Here is a 20,693-nt window from a genome sequence, read left to right on the forward strand (position 1 = left end):
GCAGCAGCCCTGCGGCACATGCGTCGCCACCATCGACGTGCCGCAGGATTCAAAGGCCAATCAGGAAAATCTAAATACCATCGTGCCAATCACCGGCTGCCCTCGGAAGCCTACTGACCACGCAAACCTTGCATGATCAGACGGCATCTGTTTGTTGTTGTCGGCCAGAGTCCCGGACGTCTTCTTCTTTGCGTGCGAGGGTGGGTCAGGTTGTGAGATCGGACCTGCGCCTTCTCAACAACACCAACAGAATCAGGTGGATGGCGGCTGGGCTGGTCAATCCATGACAAGTGGGGCATCCAGCGTGAGCGACAGTCCCTTTCCCAAGACATGGGAGGCCCAGTGGAACTGGCGGGGCCAGCCAGTGAGTTATGTGATCTGCCGAGCAGGTGAGAAAAGACCGGCTCCAGGTGATTTCATCAGGAGAGAAGCCGGAGATCGGCCGGCGGCTGTACTGATCCACGGGTTCGGGGCTTGCAAGGAGCACTGGCGCCACAACCTTGCAGCTCTGGCCGTCCATCACGACGTCTACGCCATTGACCTGCTTGGATTCGGAGCCAGTGGCAAGCCTCGCTCCCGCCTTGTCGGGGAATCGGCTGAAGACGGCGATTGTGTCTATGGCCTTGAACTCTGGGCGGAACAGGTCTCCGCCTTCATCACGGAAGTCGTGCGTACTCCAACCACCCTGGTGGGCAACTCAATCGGTGGAGTGGTGGCTCTGCGCTGTGCCGCTCTGATGGAACAGGAAGGACGTCCCGCCCGACAGGTGCTGCTGGTGGACTGCGCTCAGCGAGCTCTTGATGACAAGCTCCTGGCGGATCAGCCGCCTCTGAGTCGTTATAGCCGTTCTCTGCTGAAAGCCCTTGTTCGGCAACGATGGCTCACCCAATGGCTGTTTCGGCAGCTCAGCCAAGCCCGCGTGATCCGAAAGGTGCTGAAGCGGGCCTATCCAAGCGGAGCCAATCTTGACGACCAGCTGGTATCGCTACTGCTGGGCCCCACCCAGAAGACCGGAGCTGACGAAGCCTTCCGAGGCTTCATCAACCTCTTCGACGATCACCTCGCGCCGGATCTGCTCGCAGCACTGACCACCCCCGTTCGCATGGTGTGGGGCGAAGCAGATCCCTGGGAACCGGTATCCGAAGCCAGACGCTGGCAACAGTTCGCCTGTGTGCAAGCACTCCATGTCCTCCGTGGCCTAGGCCATTGCCCCCACGATGAGGCTCCTGAACTAGTCAATCCGATCTTGCTCCGGGCCCTCTCGCAGGACGTCACAGGAACAGGCCTGTCCTGCTGATCCACGATCCGGCAAGTCCCTCACCACGGCTGCTTCTCTTCCCGGGCACTGATCTTGTCTTCGCTGTGGAGAAGCTCACCAAGCAGGTGCGCTGCAGCTCTCAGATGGGTGGGTCGGCATCGGATCTGGCCTGAGGTCAACCACGGCGAGGAGTACCGCGCTGAAACCACTGGCAAGACTCGAAGCCATCATGACGATGTCGAGACTTTCCCTACCGTGTTATCGAGCCTGGGCGATCACAAAGGAGAGCGGCAGATCCAGCAGCTTGCCCACCCGTGGAACATAGGCCCGCTTATTGAAGACATCGTAATCGTGGCGCTCAATCACATCGAGAATGCCGCGATAGAGCCGCAGCGAGGCCCACACCGGCCAGCGGGCATCGGGAGCCAGCCAGCGGACCCCTTCCTCGGAGCGGGCAAACCAGTCACGGGCCCGCTGCAGTTGAAAGCGCATCAGGGCTCGCCAGTTCTCGCTCAGGCGGCCAGCCATCAGGTCGGTCTCGGAATAGCCGAATTTGTTGAGATCTTCCTGGGGCAAATAGATGCGACCCCGGCCACGATCCTCGCCAACATCGCGGAGAATGTTGGTGAGCTGATTGGCAATCCCAAGGGCCACCGCTGCTTGGGAGGTGTCGGGCCGCTCGCTCCAGGGAGCCGTGGTGTAGGCCGGATCCAGGCCCATCACCTCCTGCGTCATCAGCCCAACGGTTCCAGCGACCCGATAGCAGTAGAGCTTCAGATCAGAAAAGGTGGCATAGCGATGCTGAAACAGATCCATCCGCTGCCCCTCGATCATGTCGAGATAGGGCTGCAGCGGCTGGGGATAGCGCTCCAGGGTGTCGGCCATCACCCGATCCAGTCCGTCCTTCACCTGCCCTGCAAACAGGGCGCGGGTGCGCTCTTCCCAGCGATCGAGCCGTTCTGCCAGCTGGGCTGCAGGCAGATCCTGCGCCTGGGGGCTGTCCATCAATTCATCGGTGCGGCGGCACCAGACGTAAATCGCCCAGATGGCCCGACGCTTGGCCGCGGGCATCAGCAGGGTGCCCAGATAAAAGGTCTTGGCCCACTGGGCTGTTTCCAGGCGGCACTGGTCATAGGCCTCCTCCAGGGATGGGAGGAGAGCAGTGGAGGTGGCAGGGGTGGCGGCCAGCACGCTCAGACCGCCGTCAGGGTGGACTGGGGGACGGGCTGTGCGGATGAGGCGGGACCGAATCTGCGATCCACCGCCTCGGCGCAGAGCTTGCCGCTGAGCACGGCACCCTCCATGGAGGCAAGATAGCGCTGCATCGTGTAATCGCCGGCCAGGAAAAAGTTGGTGATCGGTGACTCCTGGCTGGGACGCAGTTTCTGGCAACCGGGAACGGTCTTGTAGACAGACAGGGGCGTCTTCACCACCTTCGATTTACGCAGCTGGGCCTGATCCTCACCGCTGAAATGCTGCGGGAAGAGGCGTTTGAGTTCCTCGAGGGTGGCGGCAATGATGGCGTCGTCGCTGCGGCCGATCCAGTCTTTGGCTGGGGCGAACACGAGCTCCAGCATGGAACGGTCGGGGTCTTCGTATTCGCGACAGGTGTTGCTCATGTCGGCATAGACGCTGAGCAGTTCACTGCGACTGAACAGCAGGTGGTCGATGTCTGTGAGCTTGCGATCGAACCAGAGATGGATATTGATCACTGGCACGCCGTTGAGCCCTTCCAGCTTGCTGAAATACGGCAGCTCCCTCCAGGACTCGGGCAGCAGCAGCTTCAGCGGATCCACCGGCAGGGCGCTCACATAGGCATCGGCCACCACCTGTTGGCCTTCCTTGCCCTTGATGCCAGCGAGGCGGAAGTTGCTGACGCTGCCATCAGCGGCAAGCTCAATGGCACGCAGAGGGCTGTTGAGATGCACCTCTCCGCCTCTGGCCGTGATGTAATCCACGATCGGCTGGCAGAGGCGCTGGGGCGGATTGCCATCGAGGAAGGCCATCTTGGAACCATCGCCCTCCTGGAGGAAACGGTTCAGGGCGGTGAGAACGACGGTGCTGGAAATCTCATCAGGATCGATGAAGTTGAGCGCCTTGCTCATGGCGATAAAAACTTCGTCGTTCACACGTTCTGGAATGTTGTGCAGTTGCAACCACTCAGTCCAGGAGTATTGGTCACAGGCTTCCACGTAGTCCTGGCCGCGCAGCATGGCGGGGACCAGTCCGAGGCCGAAGGCGATTTTCTCAGGCCAGGTGAGCATGTCGTTGTTGCCCAGAATCGCCGCCACTCCGTTGAACGGGGCCGGCAGGTCTGGAAAGTCGAAGCGGCTGTAGGTGCCGGGTACGTCCTTCTGGTTGAAGATCATCGAGTGGCTTTTCCACTGCAGCCGATCCTCGATATCGAGTTCCGCGAACAGCTGCCGCATGTTGCGGTAAGCCCCGAAGAAGATGTGAAGGCCTGTTTCGTACCAATCCCCCTCATCGTCCTGCCAGGCGGCCACCTTGCCGCCGAGCACGTCGCGGGCTTCATAGACCACCGGCGTATGGCCGGCGTCACAGAGGTACTTGGCGCACGACAACCCGGCAAGGCCCGCTCCGGCGATGGCGACGCGCATGAACCGACTCGAAAGTACGGGCAACCATAAAGGGAGCCCCCAGAGGTCGCGACCCGGCAGCTTCTCCTCGGCCAAGCCGGGCCCAGCCCCTGGCGCTGCCCCCCCCCGCAGCGCCCTGTCTGGCCCGGTTCCCGGTAGCGTTGACCCACTCCGTTCGGCTCGCCTGAGCCCCAGCACCGCCAGCTGATGGTTGAGATCCTGCTGAAATGCACCACCCGCCACATCCGCCTGTTCACGGCCCGGGTGGAGGACGGTGATCTGGTGTCCGACTCCGGGCATCTGACGCTGGATGTGGACCCCGACAACGAGTTTCTCTGGGACGACGCCAGCCTCAGCCGGGTGCAGGACCAGTTCCGTGCCCTGGTGGAGCGTCATGCCGGTGACGACCTGACCGATTACACCCTGCGCCGCATCGGATCCGAGCTGGAAGGGTTGATCCAGCAGATGCTGCAGGCCGGCGCCATTCGCTACAACCCCCAGGCCCGCGTGCTCAATTACTCCATGGGACTGCCCCGCAGTCCCGAAGCCCTGTGACCCGCTCCCGCGGCCGGGCTGCCTCCGATGCTGGCTACAGCCGCTACGACGGCCGTCCCAGAGGGCGGGGTGACCGGGAGATGGCTTACGAGACCGGTCGCTATGACCGAGGCGACAGCCGTTATGAGCGGGATGCCGGTAGACGGACGACAACCGCTGGCTACGGGGGTGGCGGCGGAAATCCAGGCGGGCGTGGTCCCGGCGGCGGTGGGCCCGGAGGAACCCCTGCCATTTCCCTGAACGTGCGCACGATCGCCATCCTGGCGGGAGTACTGGTGGTGGGGATCGGCATCGGTAGCGCTGTGACCAGCACCACCCAGGGCAACCAGGGGAACATCGCCAGCAGCCAGCAGCTCGACATGGCCGTACCCGACCCGGAATTCTGCAAGCAGTGGGGTGCCAGCGCCTTCGTGATGGACATCGAGCTCTACACCACGATGAACCCGAGCAGCAGCTTCGTGACCCAGCCCACCCTGCAGCCCGGATGCGTGATCCGGCGGGAGAACTGGGCCGTGCTTCAGAAGGAGGGTGCCGTGACCGCCGAGCAGATGCGCCAGTGCAAGCAGCGCATGAATACCTTCGCCTACATCGGCTCGGTGCGTGACAAGCCAGTCGTTCGCTGTGTCTACCAGACCGACATCACCGGCAACAAATTCCAGACCCGTGGGATTGCCGGTGCCGCAGACGATGCCGTGGGCGTGACCCCGGAAGCTGATCAGTTCTGAGCCGGCTGGGCCTGCGCCAGGGACTGGCGCAGGGGGCTGTCGGGGCTGGCGAACACCGGCAACACTTCCTTGCGGAAGGCATCGGAGGCCCGGGAGCAATATCGGGCCGGGTGGCTGATCAGCTTCAGCTGGCGCCGCACCAGCAGATCGGCCACCTGGGGCCGATGAAGACTGCCGGCAGCGAGTTCCCTCTCGATCGAGACCACCGGCAGAAACGCGGCCCCCAGGCCGCTCTGCACGGCATTCTTGATCGCCTCGAAGGAGTTGAGTTCCATCTCGATCTTGAGCCGGCCCACATCAAGGCCGGACCGGGCCAGCAGCTGGTCCACCATCTTGCGGGTGGTGGACTGGGCATCCAGGCAGACGAAACCGAGACGGTAGAGGTCGTCCTTGGTGAGCTCCGGCAAACGCGACAGCGGATGCTTCACCGGCAGCACCAGCGCCAGTTCATCGCTGGCGTAGGGAAGAACCTGCAGTAACTCGTTCAGTTCAGGCGGCAGCTCGCCACCAATGATCGCCAGATCCACCTGGCCGTTGGCCACACTCCAGCCTGTTCGGCGGGTGCTGTGCACCTGCAGCTGCACGGCCACGTCCGGATACTTCTGCCGGAACAGCCCGATCATGCGCGGCATCAGGTAGGTGCCGGTCGTCTGGCTGGCGCCGACGATCAGGGATCCACCCCGCAGGTTGTGGAGATCATCAAGAGCGCGACAGGCCTCCTGACACTGGCTGAGGATGCGGTCGCAGTAGCTCAGCAGCAGGTGGCCCGCTTCGGTGAGCTGAGCCTTGCGCCCGCCCCGATCGAACAGCGACACATCCAGCTGCTTTTCCAGATTCTGGATCTGAAGGCTCACGGCCGGTTGTGTCACATAGAGGCTGTCGGCGGCCTTCTTGAAACTGCCCTCGCTGGCGATGGCCCGCAGGATGCGCAGCTGATCGAGGGTGAAGGGCAGATCAGCCATGGACGCGGCGGGCGTTTGGAGACAAGGCGGGAGCGCAGTGAAAACGTTGGCGGGAGAAGGGAGGTGTGTGATTCAGCCTCGTAAGTCCAGACTCTAGGTGGGCCGGCGGATGCCCAGAATTGCTGGCTTCGCAGTCGCCCGGCCCTTGCCTTCCCTGCTTGCCCCAGCCAGCCCCCACCACAGCAGCGTGGTGATGCTGGCCCTGCTCGTGGTGTTCGCCGTGCTGCACAGCGGTGGTGCCTCCCTGCGGGTGTGGGGGGTGGAGCGGATCGGCGAACGGGCCTGGCGCCTGCTGTTCGCCGGCGTGAGCATCCCGGCGGCGGTGGTGGTGATCGGCTACTTCCTGGCCCACCGCTATGACGGCCTGCGGCTCTGGAATCTGCAGGAGCAGCCCTGGATCGTACCGCTGGTGTGGGGCGGCACCGCCATCAGCTTCCTCTTCCTCTACCCGGCCACCTACAACCTGCTGGAGATCCCGGCGGTGCTGAAGCCTCAGGTGCGGCTGTATGCCACCGGCATCATCCGGGTCAGCCGCCATCCCCAGGCGGTGGGGCAGGTGCTCTGGTGTGCCACCCACCTGCTCTGGATCGGCAGCAGCTTCATGGTGGTGACCTGCGCCGGCCTGATCGCCCACCACCTGTTCGCCATCTGGAATGGCGATCGGCGCCTGGCCCACCGCTTCGGCACCGCCTTCGAAGAGCTGCGGGACAGCACGTCAGTGCTGCCGTTCCGGGCGGTGCTGGATGGCCGTCAGCAGCTGATCTGGGCCGAATTCCTGCGCCCGGCCCAGCTGGGCATCGCCATCGCCATCGGCGTGTTCTGGTGGGCCCACCGCTTCATCGGCCTCGGCGCCGTCACCTTCTCGCGCACCGCCCTGGCCCATTGGCTGGGATGAGTCGGGGCGCCGGCGGGGCGGCGATGGTGGGCGCTCAGGCACACGAGCCGGTGGGAGCCAGGCGGGCTGCCTACACTCGCCAGCACCAGCCTGAGCAGGATGCCGTCAGCCGCTGAACTCGCCTGGTTGATTCCGGTGCTTCCCCTGTTGGGGGCCTGCGTCACCGGCCTCGGCCTGATCAGCTTCAACCGCACAGTGAATCGGTTGCGAAAACCGGTGGCCGTGCTGCTGATCAGCTGTGTCGGAGCCGCTGCTGTGCTCAGCTACGCCGTGCTGGCCCAGCAGCTCGCCGGAGCAGGACCCACCGAGGTGCTGTTCAACTGGGCCAGCGCCGGCACCTTCAATCTGCAGATGGGCTTCCGCGTCGATGCCCTCGGCGCGGTGATGCTGGCCCTGGTCACCACCATCGCCCTGCTGGTGATGGTCTATTCCGATGGCTACATGGCCCACGACAAGGGCTATGTGCGCTTCTTCACCTACCTGGCCCTGTTCAGCAGCTCGATGCTGGGCCTGGTGATCAGCCCGAACCTGCTGGAGATCTATGTCTTCTGGGAGCTGGTGGGCATGTGCTCCTACCTGCTGGTGGGCTTCTGGTACGACCGCGACGGCGCCGCCAATGCCGCCCAGAAGGCCTTCGTGGTGAACCGGGTCGGCGACTTCGGCCTGCTGCTCGGCATCCTCGGCCTGTTCTGGGCCACCGGCAGCTTCGGGTTCGAGGAGATCGGAGCACGGCTCAGCGAGGCCGTGGCCGGCGGCAGCCTCAGCACCGGTGTGGCCGTGATCCTCTGTCTGCTGGTGTTCATGGGGCCGATGGCCAAGTCGGCCCAGTTCCCCCTGCATGTGTGGCTGCCCGATGCCATGGAGGGCCCCACACCGATTTCGGCCCTGATCCATGCCGCCACCATGGTGGCCGCGGGCGTGTTTCTGGTGGCCCGGCTTCAGCCGGTGTACGAGCCCTTTGCCGCGGTGCAGGTCACGATCGCCGTGATCGGCACCATCACCCTCGTGCTGGGGGCTTCGATTGCCCTGACCCAGATGGACCTGAAGAAGGGTCTGGCCTACAGCACCGTCAGTCAGCTGGGCTACATGATGCTGGCGATGGGCTGCGGTGCTCCGGTCGCCGGCATGTTCCACCTGGTGACCCACGCCTTCTTCAAGGCGATGCTGTTCCTCGGCTCTGGCTCGGTGATCCATGCCATGGAAGAGGTGGTGGGCCACGAACCGGTGCTGGCCCAGGACATGCGCCTGATGGGCGGCCTGCGCAAATTCATGCCGATCACCAGCGCCACCTTCCTGATCGGCTGCGTGGCGATCAGCGGCATCCCTCCCTTGGCCGGCTTCTGGAGCAAGGACGAGATCCTCGGCCAGGCATTCGGCAGCTTCCCGCTGCTCTGGGTAGCCGGCTTCGTGACCGCCGGCATGACCGCCTTCTACATGTTCCGCCTTTACTTCCTCACCTTCGAAGGCGACTTCCGCGGAACCGACCAGACGATCCAGGCCCAGCTGCTTGCCGCCGCCGGAAAGTCCAGTGGTGGCGATGACGACCACGGCCACCACGCCAGCCACCCCCACGAATCCGGCTGGCAGATGGCGATGCCGCTGGCGGTCCTCGCCGTCCCCTCGGTGTTGATCGGCTTGCTCGGCACCCCCTGGAACAGTCGTTTTGCCGGCCTGCTCGATCCCCATGAAGCCGCTGAGATGGCCGAGCACTTCTCCTGGGCCGAGTTCCTGCCCCTGGCGGGCGCATCGGTGGCGATCTCGGTGGCAGGCATCTCCGTAGCGGTGCTGGCCTATGCGCTCCACAGGATCGATCTGGGCACGGCAGTGGCCGCACGCTTCCCCGCCCTCAATGCCTTCCTGGCCAACAAGTGGTACCTCGACGACATCAACGACAAGCTGTTCGTGCAGGGCAGCCGCAAACTGGCTCGCCAGGTGCTGGAGGTGGACGCCAAGGTGGTGGACGGTGTCGTGAACCTCACCGGCCTGCTCACCCTGGGCTCTGGGGAGGGTCTCAAATACTTCGAGACCGGTCGCGCCCAGTTCTATGCCCTGATCGTGTTCGGCGGTGTGATCGCCCTTGTGGTGCTGTTCGGATCCCTCGGTTGATCCTGACTGCGGTCTCACACTCTGTGTGACATCCCCCACCGCAGCTCTGGCGGGCGGTGGGCATTTCTACACTCCGGCCTGACTTGACCTGCCCAGGACCTTGGCCTTTCCCTGGCTGAGCGCGTCGATCCTCTTCCCGATCGCCGCCGCGCTGCTTATCCCGTTCGTTCCCGATGAGGGCGATGGCCGCAGGGTGCGCTGGTACGCCCTGGGCATCGCCCTGATCACCTTCCTGCTCACGGTGGGGGGCTACCTGAACGGCTACGACCCTTCCGTGGCTGGCCTGCAGCTGGTGGAACGGGTGGAGTGGCTGCCCGATCTCGGTCTGGCCTGGTCCGTGGGGGCCGATGGCCTGTCGATGCCCCTGATCCTGCTGACCAGCTTCATCACCGCCCTGGCGGTTCTGGCGGCCTGGCCGGTGACCTTCAAACCGCGTCTGTTCTTCTTCCTGCTGCTGGCCATGGATGGCGGCCAGATCGCCGTGTTCGCGGTGCAGGACATGCTGCTCTTCTTCCTGGCCTGGGAGCTCGAGCTGCTTCCGGTGTACCTGCTGCTGGCCATCTGGGGCGGCAAGAAGCGCCAGTACGCCGCCACCAAGTTCATCCTTTACACCGCCGGCAGCTCCCTGTTCATTCTCCTGGCGGGGCTGGGCATGGCCTTCTACGGCGGCGGGGCCCCCACCTTCGAGTACACGAGCCTGGCAGAGAAGGGATTCGGCACCGGCTTCCAGGTTCTCTGTTACGCCGGCCTGCTGATTGCCTTCGGCGTGAAGCTACCGATCGTGCCGCTGCACACCTGGCTGCCGGATGCCCATGGAGAGGCCACGGCACCGGTCCACATGCTGCTGGCCGGCATCCTCCTGAAGATGGGCGGCTACGCCCTGCTGCGCTTCAACTGCCAGCTCCTGCCCGATGCCCATGTGCGGTTCGCGCCATTGCTGGTGGTGCTGGGGGTGGTGAACATCATCTATGCCGCGCTCACGTCGTTCGCCCAGCGCAACCTCAAGCGCAAGATCGCCTACAGCTCGATCAGCCACATGGGCTTCGTGCTGATCGGCATCGGCAGTGTCAGTGCCCTGGGAACCAGCGGGGCCATGCTCCAGATGGTCAGCCATGGCCTGATCGGCGCCAGCCTCTTCTTCCTGGTGGGTGCCACCTATGACCGCACCCACACCCTCCAGCTCGACGACATGGGTGGGGTGGGCCAGAAGATGCGCAAGATGTTCGCCCTCTGGACCGTCTGCTCGCTGGCCTCCCTGGCCCTGCCCGGCATGAGCGGCTTTGTGGCCGAACTGATGGTGTTCGTGGGCTTCGCCACCAGCGAGGTCTACTCGCTCAGCTTCCGCATCGTGATGGCTGTGCTCGCCGCCGTGGGCGTGATCCTCACGCCGATCTACCTGCTCTCGATGCTTCGGGAGATCTTCTTCGGCAAGGAGAACGCCGAGCTGGCCTCCCATAGCAATCTGGTGGATGCCGAGCCGCGGGAGATCTACGTGATCAGTTGCCTGTTGGTGCCGATCATCGGCATCGGCCTCTACCCGCGCCTGATGACCGACACCTACCGCGCCTCGATGGAGCAGCTTGTGGGACAGGAGGACAAGGCGATGGCGCACCTGCGGCAGGCCTCTGGTCTCCCCGGAGGCACTCCCCTGGCGCCTTTCCTGGCTGGCAGCGGAGTCCAAGCCCTGCTGCGCGCTCCTGCTGTGGGCTGACCCAGACCGATCTGCTCAGGCGTTCGTCCCCGCACGGCCTGCGTAAACAAAACCTGCGCTGGCCCAGTCCCTTCATCGGGCCTGCCCTGCTGTTCTTACGCTCCATCCGTTCATGGCCCAACCCTCTGTCTTGATCCGATGCGACAGCTGAACTTCCTGCTGATCTTCAGCTTCGGCCTGGCCACGGTGATGTTCACCCTCGAGAACACGGCCCCCACGACCGTGCACTTCCTGCCCGGCATCACCGCCACCCTGCCCCTGGCCGCCATGCTCCTCGTGGTCGGTGGGATCGGTGCCACCGCGGCCTGGGTGTTTGCGGTGTGGACAGGCGTGGTCAAGCAGGTGGAGCGCCTGCAGGAGCAGACCGAACGGGAAGCCCAGCAGGTGCGGATCCAGGAACTCGAAGATGACCTGCAGCGCTACCGCGCGGCGGTCGATGCCCAGCTCGGCCTGCTGCCTGCAGCCGGAGAGAGCTCCGCAGCAGCCGGCGAAACCTGAACTGAACCGGGAACAGACCCCTGGTGCAGCAGCTGCCCGACCGTTACGGTGCGGTGATTCTGCTTGGAGACCCGGGAGCGCGTGGCTGAAGCAGGCGCCAGGCTGGCCATCCGACTGCTCCAGGATGCAGCGATACGGGGAGAGCTCGACCCGTGGGATGTCGATGTGATTGCCGTGGTGGATGGATTCCTCGACCAGCTGCGCCAGCGCATCGGTGCCCCCCGTCTGGTGGTGGCCCGATCGGATGGGCGCCAGGGGGGGAGTTACGAACGTGATCTTGCCGAAACCAGCGAGGCATTCCTGGCGGCCTCCGTGCTGGTGAGTCTCAAGGCCGAAGTGCTGGAAGCCCTCACCTTCCCGCCCGAACCGATCGAAGAGTTGCTGGAAGCCCCCTGCGACGAGGGCGAAGATTCGGGATGGGGCACCATGATCGCCCTGCCGCGGCGGCCTGAACGCCACCTGCGCCGCCGTCCCGTGGCGCCTCCCCCCTTGCAGAGGCCCGTGACCCTGGGCGAACTGATCCGCCAGCTGGAGGACATCGCCGAACGCCTCGAACAGGAGGGGGAAGGGCGCCAGCGCCAGCGTTCCCGTAGCCGCCGGTTCAGCGACCGAGCGGCAATCGAACAGGTGGCCAACCTTGCCCACCGCGAGAAGCTGCCGGAGACCACCACCGGACTGCAGCGGTTCCTCAGCCATTGGCAGGCGGCTGAGGATTGGCTGGATTTCGAGGTGCTGGTTAGCGCCTGGGCGCGGGCCGTTCAACAGGATCCGGCCGGAGAGGATCTCGACTGTGATCGGGTGGGCGTGTTCTGGGCCCTGCTCTTCCTCTCCGCCCAGGGATCGGTGGAACTGGAGCAGCAGGGCGGCCTGTTCGGCCCCCTGCAGTTGCGTCGCCTCGAACAGGTGCCAGCTCCCCTGCCGACCCGGGAGATCCTGGCCGCCTGACGCCTTTGACTAAGGTAAGGGCTCTGATGGATGGGGACAGGCGCCAATGAAGGCGATGATCCTGGCGGCAGGGAAGGGCACACGGGTGAGGCCGATCACCCACATCCTGCCGAAGCCGATGATTCCGATCCTGCAGAAGCCGGTGATGGAATTCCTGTTGGAGCTGCTGCGCCAGCATGGCTTCGACGAAATCATGGTGAACGTCTCCCACCTGGCTGAGGAGATCGAGAACTACTTTCGTGATGGCCAGCGCTTCGGCGTGCAGATTGCCTACAGCTTCGAGGGCAAGATTGAAGATGGAGAACTGATCGGCGATGCCCTTGGCTCAGCCGGAGGTCTCAAGAAGATTCAGAATTTCCAGCCCTTCTTTGACGACACCTTTGTGGTGCTCTGCGGCGATGCTCTGATCGACCTTGATCTCACCGAGGCGGTGCGTCGCCATCGTGAGAAAGGCGCCATGGTGAGCCTTGTCACCAAACGCGTGCCGAAGGAGCAGGTGAGCAGTTATGGCGTGGTGGTGACGGACCCCGATGGGCGTGTGCTGTCTTTCCAGGAGAAGCCGAGCCTGGAGGAAGCCGCCAGTGACATGATCAACACCGGTATTTATATCTTTGAGCCTGAAGTCTTCGACTTCATTCCCGACACAACTCCTTTTGATATCGGTTCCGATCTTTTTCCGAGATTGGTTCAGGCAGGAGCTCCATTTTATGCCCTGCCCATGGATTTTGAGTGGGTGGACATCGGTAAGGTGCCCGATTACTGGCAGGCGATCCGCAGCGTCCTGGAAGGACAGGTCAGGCAAGTCCAGATTCCGGGCAAGGAAGTGCGCCCCGGTATCTATGCGGGTCTGAACGTGGCCGCAAACTGGGACAAGATCAATGTGAAAGGGCCGATCTATGTGGGTGGCATGAGCCGCATTGAGGATGGGGCCACCATCATTGGCCCGGCGATGATCGGTCCCAGTTGTCACATCTGTGCTGGCGCCACGATCGACAACTCCATTATCTTCGACTACTCGCGCATCGGTGCTGGCGTGCGCCTGGTCGACAAGCTCGTGTTCGGGCGCTACTGCGTCGATCGCAACGGCGATCACTTCGATCTGCAGGAAGCCGCCCTCGACTGGCTGATCACCGATGTCAGGCGTCAGGACCACAGCTCCCCTTCACCCCAGCAGAAGGCCATGGCCGACCTTCTCGGCACCGACCTGACTCTGTCCCAGAGGTCCTAAACCCGCCTGGCGGATGATCGCCGGAATGCGTTCCTCCGCCTTCACGGCCATCAGGTGAACGCCCTGAGCGATCGTGCTGAAGGCCCGCACCTGTTCCGCCGCAATCGCAATGCCCTCGGCTGCTGGATCGGTGGCATCGGCCAGACGGTCGATCAGGTGCTGGGGAATTCGGGCCCCTGGCACCACCCGATTCACGAAGGCGGCGTTGCGTGCCGACTTGAGCAGGAACACGCCCGCCAGCACCGGCAGCCCCAAGGGGGCGGCCAGCTCGTCCACGAACCGCTGCAAGGCGTCCGTCTCCATCACCATCTGGGTCTGCACGAAGCGTGCCCCGGCCTCTTGTTTGCGCTGCAGCCGGCTGCGCAGGCCGCTCCAGCTGGGTGACTGGGGATCGGCGGCGGTGCCTGCGAACAGTTGGATCGGACCATCCGGCAGGCTGCCCTTGACAGGATCCTCTCCACGGTTGAGGCGGCTGACCAGCTGCAGCAACCGCACCGATTCGAGTTCATTCACCGGCCTGGCTCCGGGCTGATCGCCGGCCCGCACCGGATCACCGGTGAGGCAGAGCACGTTGCGGATTCCAAGGGCGTGAGCACCGAGCAGATCCGCCTGCAGAGCGATGCGATTGCGATCGCGGCAGGCCACCTGCCAGACGGGCTCAATCCCGGCATCGAGCAGTAGACGGCACACCGCCAGGCTGCACATGCGCATCACCGCCCGGCTGCCATCGGTGACGTTGACGGCATGCACCAGCCCCTGCAGGGCACGTGCCGCCTCAAGTGTGTGCGTGCAATCGCCCCCACGCGGGGGCGTCACCTCGGCGGTGACAGCGAACCTGCCCTGGGTAAGTGCCTGTTGGAGCTGCTGCAAGCCTTCGGAGGATCTCAGGTTCCCATCATGCGGCAGCAACCTGCGTACAGTGAGGGCTGAGCCTGGCACGTACCGGAGCGGTCAGATGGAGTGGAGTCACAGCCTGGGTCCGCCGATGGCCGCGCTTTCAGAACGCGAACTGGAGATTATTGAGTTGGTGGCGCAAGGCCTGACCAATCAGGAAATCGCCGATCGCCTGATGATCAGCAAGCGCACCGTTGATAATCACGTCAGCAATATCTTCACCAAGACCGGTGTGAAAAACCGGGTGGCCCTGCTCAACTGGGCCATGGACAACGGCAAGATCTGCCGCGATGGCTTTAATTGTTGCTCCCTGGATGGGAACGGGCCGGCAGCTCGCCCACCAGCGGCACGAGGCTGAAGCTCTCCACCTCAAAACCGAACAGCTCGGCGTAGGCCAGGCAATCCTCCAGGTCGCCAGAGACCCGCAACACACCTTGGTGGTCGTAGAGGCCGGTCACCGGCAGTCCCCCTGAATTTACGGAATTTCTTTCGGCTTGGACCTTACGGCATCGCTGGCCCTGTTTGGGCCGTTTGCGCCACCGCGACTGATTGGGAAAACGTATCAATCGCTGCCGTTCGGGCGACGGCGGTTTGCGCTTGGGGCTAACCCAGGCATCCCAGCAGCGCGGCACGCTCTGCCGTGGACCAGGAGTTGAGCGGATGCCTGGCCAGGGCGGCGTTGCTGAGGTCGTGGCGACCGCTGATCTCGGGCCCGCACCAGGGCGGCACCACCACCACTGCCGTTGCGCTGGGAAGCTCCACTTCGGCGACCACCAGCGGAGCATTGGCCCCCTCAAACACATCCAGCACCCAGTCGCCCCCGGCCAGATCCAGGCCATAGCGGCGCTTGCTCACCTGGTAGGGGGCCTGGGCCAGCAGGGCCTCGCCATCCGCCCTCGGGATCGCGTACTCGAATTCCTGGCGGATCAAGGGAACGGTGGCAGCTTCAGCCGCTGGGGCCCGAACTGCCTCGGATGCCACCGCCGCCGATGGCATCGCACCCGATGGCACCGCTGCCTTGAGGGTGAGCCAGGCGTGATCCCGATCGACGAGGCGGACGCGCAGGGTGAAGCCATCCTCCCGGCTCACGAGGTACCCCTGGGCCAGTTGCTCACTTGAGCGCACCTGCGCTTGCCATTGCTCGCCCCGCACCAGAAAGCGGCGCTCGATTTCCAGGGCCATGGTTGCAGGGCGACGCCATGGCGCCGGATCGCTGCCGTCATTGTGGGCCGGCTTCAGTTGGGCCCGGCTTCGGCTCCATTGAGGCTGCCGGCCCAGTGGAGTTTGCGGGTGAGGGTGCGGTAGTAGGAGGGGCTCTGCTCGAGGATCACGAACAGGGCCGGATGCGGACTGCGCTGCACGATGCAGCGATCGCCCGGCTCCAGTTCGGTGGCGTGGGCGCCGTCTTTCCAGAGCTTGACGCGGCGGCTGCTCTCCCCCAGAGGCCAGACGATCAATCGCGCCCGCGGTGGCACGACCACTGCCCGGCTGGAGAGGCTCATCGGGCAGATCGGCGTGATCACGATCGCCTCGATGCCTGGATGGAGGATCGGTCCACCCGCCGCCATGGCGTATCCCGTCGAGCCGGTGGGGGTGGCGATGATCAGGCCATCGCCGCGGTACTGGTCGACCACCTCGCCGTCGATTTCCAGTTCGAGCACACAGGTGGGCGACAGTTCATCGAGGCAGGGTCGGAGGTAGAAATCGTTCAGGGCGCAATGGGCTCCGTCGCTGTCGTCGCCCAGCAGCACCCCATCGCCGCGATCGACCTGAGCCTCCAGCATCAGGCGGCGCTCCAGGGCGAAACGGTCGTCGTGCAGGCGCTGCCACAGGCTGTCCGCCGGATCGGACGGTTGGGCACCACTGGCGCTGAGCCGCATCAGCCGGGGATCATGGGTGAGGAAGCCCAGGTGCCCACCCACGTTGAAGCTGAGGATCGGCACGTTGTGCCGAGCCAGATGGCGGGCGGCCCCGAGCACGGTGCCATCACCGCCCAGCACCAGGGCCAGATCCGGTAGGCGTGGCTCCGTCGCCAGCAGGCCCGGGAAGGGATTGGAGCTGAGGCCGCTCACCGCGACGATCACCTCCACCCCGAGCGCCTTGAGATCGGCGACGCAGCGGCGAGCCTGCCTCTGGGAGGCCTGGCTGCCAGAGCGCACGATCAGCCAGACCCGTTCGATCAGCATGGCCGGTGGACCGACCTACCAGCGCAGCAGGTTGAAACGCTCCATGTCCACGGTTTCGCGGTTGCGATAGAGGGACAGGAGGATGGCCAGACCCACGGCGGCTTCGGCGGCGGCCACGGTGATCACGAAAATGGTGAACACCTGGCCGCGGATCAACTGGCCATCCAGGTAGGTCGAGAAAGCCATCAGATTGATGTTCACGGCGTTGAGCATGAGCTCAATGCTCATCAGCACGCGAACGGCATTGCGGCTGTTGATCAGCCCCCACACCCCGGTGCAGAACAGGATGGCGGCCAGCACCAGATAGGCCTGCAGGGGGATGGGGCTGGGCAGATCAAGGTTCATGGGGTGTTCTCCAGCATGGGCTGAGACTGGGCGTTGGTGTCCAGGAGCAGGGGGGTGCGGGCCTTTTCGATCAGGCCCTGATCGGCGGGCTCGCCGGTGATCACATCGCTGCTGAACACGTCGCGGCGGGCCAGCACAATCGCTCCGATCATCGCCATCAAGAGCAGCACTGAGGCCAGCTCAAAGGGCAGCAGATAATCGCTGAACAGGTGCTCACCGATGCGGATGGTGGCCTCATCGCCGATCGGTTCGGGGCCTGGCAGGGCCCAGTCGGTGGTGAAGGCCACCCGAACCAGCAGCAGGAACAGTCCAGCGCAGACCGCCCCGGAGAGGATGCGACGCAGCAGCAGGCCGGGAATGGCGGCGAGGGTCTCCTGCTTGTTCACGAGCATGATCGCGAACAGGATCAGCACATTCACGGCACCCACGTAGACCAGCACCTGGGCGGCGGCCACGAAGCTGGCATTGAGCAGGAGATACAGCCCAGCCACCGACAGGAAAACGCCGCCGAGCAGGAAGGCCGAATAGACAATGTTGGGCAGCAGCACCACGCCGAGCGAGCCGAACACCAGGGTGGCCGACAGCACCAGGAAGCAGATCTGCTGGGTGGTGGAAGCGATCGTCATCAGGAAGCGGCTCCGGGATCGGCCTGGGTCTCGCCGGCAGGGGCGGCCTTGGGCAGGGTCTGCAGAACCTGCTCGGGAAGTTTGCCTGCCCGCGGGGCCGTGGCGGGCACATCGTGGGGATCCATCACCCCCTGGGGCAGGTAAGCCAGTTCGCGCAGGGCGAACACGGCCGGATCACTGGTGACACTGGTGGGCAGCCGGCCGAGGGCAATGTTGTCGTAGTTGAGACTGTGGCGATCGAAGGTCGACAGCTCGTACTCCTCGGTCATCGAAAGGCAATTGGTGGGGCAGTATTCGACGCAGTTGCCGCAGAAGATGCACACCCCGAAATCGATTGAATAGTTGCGCAGCTCCTTTTTCTTGGTGGCTTTGTTCATGACCCAGTCGACCACCGGCAGGTTGATTGGGCAGACGCGCACACACACCTCACAGGCGATGCACTTGTCGAACTCGTAGTGGATACGACCCCGATAGCGCTCCGATGGGATCAGCTTCTCGTAGGGGTACTGAACCGTGATCGGGCGCCGGCGCAGGTGGTCAAAGGTGACCGCCAGGCCCTGGGTCATGTACTGGGCGGCGCCCACTGCATCACGCGTGTAGTCACTGACCTTCTTGAGGAAGCCGAACATGAACCGGAGAGCGAGGGAGCTGGAAAGGGAAGCAGGCTGAGCACCATGATGGCCGCCTCAGCAAAAAACCGTCGACCAGGTCGTACCCGGCAGGTTCAGCCGCCGAAGGCCACCGGGAAGGCGAGTTTCAGGGCGGCGGTCACGAGCAGATTCACCAGGGCGATCGGCAGCAGGAACTTCCAGCCGAGATCCAGCAACTGGTCGATCCGCACCCGTGGGGTGGTCCAGCGCAGCAGGATCGCCAGGAACACCAGCAGATAGGCCTTGAGCACGGTCATCACGATGCCGGTGGCGCCTGTGATCATCTGCACCACAGGGGCATCGACCGACTGGCCGAGGGCGCCGGCCAACCACTCGACCGGGACCGGAAAGCCCCATCCACCCAGATAGAGCACCGAGACGAGCAGGGCCGAAAGCACGAGGTTGATGTAGCTGCCCAGATAGAAGAGGGCGAACTTCATGCCGGAGTATTCGGTCTGGTAGCCGGCCACCAGTTCCTCTTCGGCCTCCGGCAGGTCAAAGGGCAAGCGCTCGCATTCAGCCAGGGCACAGATCCAGAAAATCAGGAAACCCACCGGCTGGCGCCAGATGTTCCAGCTGAGGATGCCGGCGCCGGTCTGCTGATCGACGATGTCGACGGTGCTGAGCGAGTTGCTCATCATCACCACTGCCAGCACCGCCAGGGCCAGGGGGATTTCGTAGCTGATCGACTGGGCCGCCGCTCGCAGACCGCCCAGCAGGGAGTACTTGTTGTTGCTGGCGTAGCCACTCATCAGCAGGCCGATCGGCTGGATGCTGCTGAGGGAGATCCACAGGAAGATGCCGATCCCGACGTTGCTGATCACCAGGTGCTGGCCGAAGGGGACCACCAGCCAGCTGAGGATCACGGGAATCACCACCAGCACAGGCCCTATGGTGAAGAGCAGGCCATCGGCCCGGGCTGGAATGATGTCCTCCTTGAACACCAGCTTGAGGCCGTCGGCAATCGGCTGCAGCACCCCGAGGGCGCCGGCATATTCCGGACCGATGCGCTGCTGCACGGCGGCGGAGATCTTGCGTTCCAGCCAGACGCTCACCAGCACGCCCACCACGGCGGCCACCAGCACCAGCAGCATCGGCAGGGGAAGCCAGAGCAGACGGGCCGCACCGGCACTGAGGCCGAGGCCCTGCATCACGTCTGTGAAGCTGGCCTCCAGATCGAGGCCGGGACTGACGGTCGCCGCGGTGGCGACCGCTGCGAAGGAGGAGATGGTGGAGGTCACCATGCGGAGGGCGGCAAGGGGCGCGGCGGCAGTGGGGGCAACTTAGGCGGACGATCAGGGAGACGGTGCGATCGCTGCGAAAGCGCGATCAGCGGGCCTCCAGGGGTACCCAGCTGAGATCGCTGGTGCCGGTGTAGATCTGCGTGGGTCGGTAGATGCGATTCGCACCCAGCTGCTCTTTCCAGTGGGCCAGCCAGCCGGCGGTGCGGGCGATCGCGAAGATCGGGGTGAACAGATCGCGGGGGATGCCGAGCTTTCGATACACCAGGCCGGAATAGAAGTCCACATTCGGATAGATGCCCTTCGGACCCAGCCGCACGGCGGCAGCATCCTCCAGCTGGCGGGCCAGGTCGTAGAGGGGGTCGTGGCCGAAGCGATCGAACAGATCCTCGGCCAGGCGCTGCAGGATCACCGCACGGGGATCCTTCACCTTGTACTCACGGTGGCCGAAGCCCATGATCTTCTGCTTCTCGGCAATCGCCTGATCCAGCCAGGCCTCCACCCGGTCGGCGTTGCCGATCGTTTCGAGCATGGCCAGCACGTCTTCGTTGGCGCCGCCATGCAGGGGGCCGGCGAGGGTGCCAACGGCCGAGGCCACCACGGCGTAGGGATCGGTGAGGGTGCTGGCGGTGACGCGGGCACTGAAGGTGCTGGCGTTGAGGCTGTGCTCGGCGTGCAGGATCAGACAGGCATCGAAGATGCGGGCCGCCAGGGGATCGGGCTCCCGCTCAGTGATCATGTAGAGGAAGTTGGCGGCGTAGGAGAGATCGTCGCGGGGCTGGATCGGATCCTGGCCTTTGCGGATCAGCTGGAACGCCGCCACCATCGTGGGGATCTTGGCAATCAGCCGGACCACCGCCTCAAAGATGTATTCGGGGTTGTCGAGGGCACGGCGGGAATAGAACAGCCCCAGTGAGGCCGCGCTCGACTGCAGCGCGTCCATGGGGTGCCCCGTGGCCGGGAAGCACTTCATCATGTCCCGGATGCGGAAGCTCACCCGGCGGTGCATCTGCACCTCATGCTGGAACGAGGCGAGCTGGGAGGCCGTGGGCAGGTCTCCCCAGATGAGCAGATAGGCCGTTTCGAGGAAGCTGCTGCGGTCCGCCAGCTCATCCACGTCGTAGCCGCGGTAGGTGAGCAGGCCCTGCTGTCCGTCGATGTCGCAGATCGCCGACTGGGTGGCCGGTACGCCCTCCAGACCCGGACGGAAGGGAGGAGAAGAGGAAGACGGATCCACCGTGCCAGGCATTCCACTGCTGCAGACCCTACGG

General features: G+C 64.3%; 21 protein-coding genes. 10 read left to right on the forward strand and 11 right to left on the reverse strand.

All coding sequences use genetic code 11. From position 1 onward, the window contains the following. Positions 1-304: 304 nt before the first annotated feature. Complete coding sequence (locus VB777_RS16640; RefSeq protein ID WP_323250340.1) at positions 305-1,297, forward strand: alpha/beta fold hydrolase; 993 nt, start codon at positions 305-307, stop codon at positions 1,295-1,297. Positions 1,298-1,516: 219 nt separating this feature from the next. Here VB777_RS16640 and VB777_RS16645 read toward each other — a convergent pair whose 3' ends face one another. Together VB777_RS16645 and pds are read right to left on the reverse strand one after the other, a co-directional pair. Beyond that, positions 1,517-2,449 carry a phytoene synthase gene (locus tag VB777_RS16645; RefSeq protein ID WP_416238384.1) on the reverse strand — a complete coding sequence of 311 codons (933 nt, stop codon included), beginning with the start codon at positions 2,447-2,449 and terminating at the stop codon, positions 1,517-1,519. Between the two features lie 2 nt (positions 2,450-2,451). Next, positions 2,452-3,876, reverse strand: a complete 1,425-nt coding sequence (gene pds, locus VB777_RS16650; protein WP_323250342.1) for a 15-cis-phytoene desaturase — start codon at positions 3,874-3,876, stop codon at positions 2,452-2,454. A gap of 186 nt (positions 3,877-4,062) precedes the next feature. Here pds and ndhM point away from each other — a divergent pair, with 186 nt between their 5' ends. Together ndhM and VB777_RS16660 are read left to right on the forward strand one after the other, a co-directional pair. Next, positions 4,063-4,410 carry an NAD(P)H-quinone oxidoreductase subunit M gene (gene ndhM / locus VB777_RS16655; protein ID WP_197170823.1) on the forward strand — a complete coding sequence of 116 codons (348 nt, stop codon included), beginning with the start codon at positions 4,063-4,065 and terminating at the stop codon, positions 4,408-4,410. Further along, a complete protein-coding gene (locus VB777_RS16660) occupies positions 4,407-5,135 on the forward strand; it encodes a DUF3172 domain-containing protein (RefSeq protein ID WP_416238385.1) in 729 nt (242 codons plus the stop codon). The genes ndhM and VB777_RS16660 overlap by 4 nt, the downstream gene beginning before the upstream one ends. Here VB777_RS16660 and VB777_RS16665 read toward each other — a convergent pair. Next, the gene (locus tag VB777_RS16665; RefSeq protein WP_323250343.1) at positions 5,126-6,097 is read right to left on the reverse strand and encodes a LysR family transcriptional regulator; all 972 of its coding nucleotides are present in this window, start codon (positions 6,095-6,097) and stop codon (positions 5,126-5,128) included. The two genes, VB777_RS16660 and VB777_RS16665, sit on opposite strands and share 10 nt — an antisense overlap. A 193-nt stretch (positions 6,098-6,290) precedes the next feature. On the opposite strand from VB777_RS16665, the gene VB777_RS16670 reads away from it, so the two are divergent. The 6 genes from VB777_RS16670 to VB777_RS16695 all read left to right on the forward strand — a co-directional run bounded on the left by VB777_RS16670 (position 6,291) and on the right by VB777_RS16695 (position 13,480). After that, a complete protein-coding gene (locus VB777_RS16670; protein WP_231598214.1) occupies positions 6,291-6,992 on the forward strand; it encodes an NnrU family protein in 702 nt (233 codons plus the stop codon). 99 nt (positions 6,993-7,091) lie between these two features. Further along, on the forward strand, positions 7,092-9,098 hold the full coding sequence (locus tag VB777_RS16675) for an NAD(P)H-quinone oxidoreductase subunit 5 (RefSeq protein WP_323250345.1): 2,007 nt from the start codon (positions 7,092-7,094) through the stop codon (positions 9,096-9,098). Between the two features lie 100 nt (positions 9,099-9,198). Beyond that, positions 9,199-10,809 carry an NAD(P)H-quinone oxidoreductase subunit 4 gene (locus tag VB777_RS16680; protein ID WP_197170826.1) on the forward strand — a complete coding sequence of 537 codons (1,611 nt, stop codon included), beginning with the start codon at positions 9,199-9,201 and terminating at the stop codon, positions 10,807-10,809. Between the two features lie 138 nt (positions 10,810-10,947). Further along, positions 10,948-11,307 (forward strand): LapA family protein, encoded by a 360-nt coding sequence (locus VB777_RS16685; protein WP_197158578.1) that lies wholly within the window; start codon positions 10,948-10,950, stop codon positions 11,305-11,307. 81 nt (positions 11,308-11,388) lie between these two features. Next, entirely contained in the window at positions 11,389-12,252 is an 864-nt protein-coding gene (locus VB777_RS16690) for a segregation/condensation protein A (RefSeq protein ID WP_323250348.1), read from the forward strand. A gap of 46 nt (positions 12,253-12,298) precedes the next feature. Beyond that, positions 12,299-13,480, forward strand: coding sequence for an NDP-sugar synthase (locus VB777_RS16695; RefSeq protein WP_323250350.1), 1,182 nt, complete (start codon positions 12,299-12,301; stop codon positions 13,478-13,480). Here the strand turns inward: VB777_RS16695 and VB777_RS16700 are convergent. Further along, positions 13,415-14,350, reverse strand: coding sequence for a methylenetetrahydrofolate reductase (locus VB777_RS16700; protein ID WP_323250352.1), 936 nt, complete (start codon positions 14,348-14,350; stop codon positions 13,415-13,417). The genes VB777_RS16695 and VB777_RS16700 overlap by 66 nt on opposite strands. Positions 14,351-14,435: 85 nt before the next feature. On the opposite strand from VB777_RS16700, the gene VB777_RS16705 reads away from it, so the two are divergent. Beyond that, positions 14,436-14,732: a helix-turn-helix domain-containing protein gene (locus VB777_RS16705; RefSeq protein ID WP_416238386.1), complete on the forward strand. Its 297-nt coding sequence runs from the start codon at positions 14,436-14,438 to the stop codon at positions 14,730-14,732. 245 nt (positions 14,733-14,977) lie between these two features. Here VB777_RS16705 and VB777_RS16710 read toward each other — a convergent pair whose 3' ends face one another. The 7 genes from VB777_RS16710 to VB777_RS16740 form a co-directional block, all read right to left on the reverse strand. Next, positions 14,978-15,556, reverse strand: a complete 579-nt coding sequence (locus tag VB777_RS16710; protein ID WP_323250356.1) for a CYTH domain-containing protein — start codon at positions 15,554-15,556, stop codon at positions 14,978-14,980. A 53-nt stretch (positions 15,557-15,609) separates the two neighbouring features. Next, positions 15,610-16,560, reverse strand: a complete 951-nt coding sequence (locus tag VB777_RS16715) for an NAD(+) kinase (protein ID WP_323250358.1) — start codon at positions 16,558-16,560, stop codon at positions 15,610-15,612. A 15-nt stretch (positions 16,561-16,575) separates the two neighbouring features. Continuing rightward, positions 16,576-16,905 (reverse strand): NADH-quinone oxidoreductase subunit NuoK, encoded by a 330-nt coding sequence (gene nuoK / locus VB777_RS16720; RefSeq protein ID WP_323250361.1) that lies wholly within the window; start codon positions 16,903-16,905, stop codon positions 16,576-16,578. Further along, positions 16,902-17,531 (reverse strand): NADH-quinone oxidoreductase subunit J, encoded by a 630-nt coding sequence (locus tag VB777_RS16725; RefSeq protein WP_323250363.1) that lies wholly within the window; start codon positions 17,529-17,531, stop codon positions 16,902-16,904. Before VB777_RS16725 ends, nuoK begins: the two co-directional genes overlap by 4 nt. Next, a complete protein-coding gene (ndhI, locus tag VB777_RS16730; RefSeq protein WP_197158569.1) occupies positions 17,531-18,160 on the reverse strand; it encodes an NAD(P)H-quinone oxidoreductase subunit I in 630 nt (209 codons plus the stop codon). Before ndhI ends, VB777_RS16725 begins: the two co-directional genes overlap by 1 nt. Positions 18,161-18,255: 95 nt before the next feature. Beyond that, complete coding sequence (gene nuoH / locus VB777_RS16735) at positions 18,256-19,425, reverse strand: NADH-quinone oxidoreductase subunit NuoH (RefSeq protein ID WP_197158568.1); 1,170 nt, start codon at positions 19,423-19,425, stop codon at positions 18,256-18,258. A gap of 85 nt (positions 19,426-19,510) precedes the next feature. Next, complete coding sequence (locus tag VB777_RS16740; protein ID WP_416238387.1) at positions 19,511-20,659, reverse strand: citrate synthase; 1,149 nt, start codon at positions 20,657-20,659, stop codon at positions 19,511-19,513. Between the last annotated feature and the right edge of the window lie 34 nt (positions 20,660-20,693).

Origin of the sequence: Synechococcus sp. CCY9202, from assembly GCF_034931685.1 — a bacterium.
Classification (GTDB): Bacteria; Cyanobacteriota; Cyanobacteriia; order PCC-6307; family Cyanobiaceae; genus CBW1002.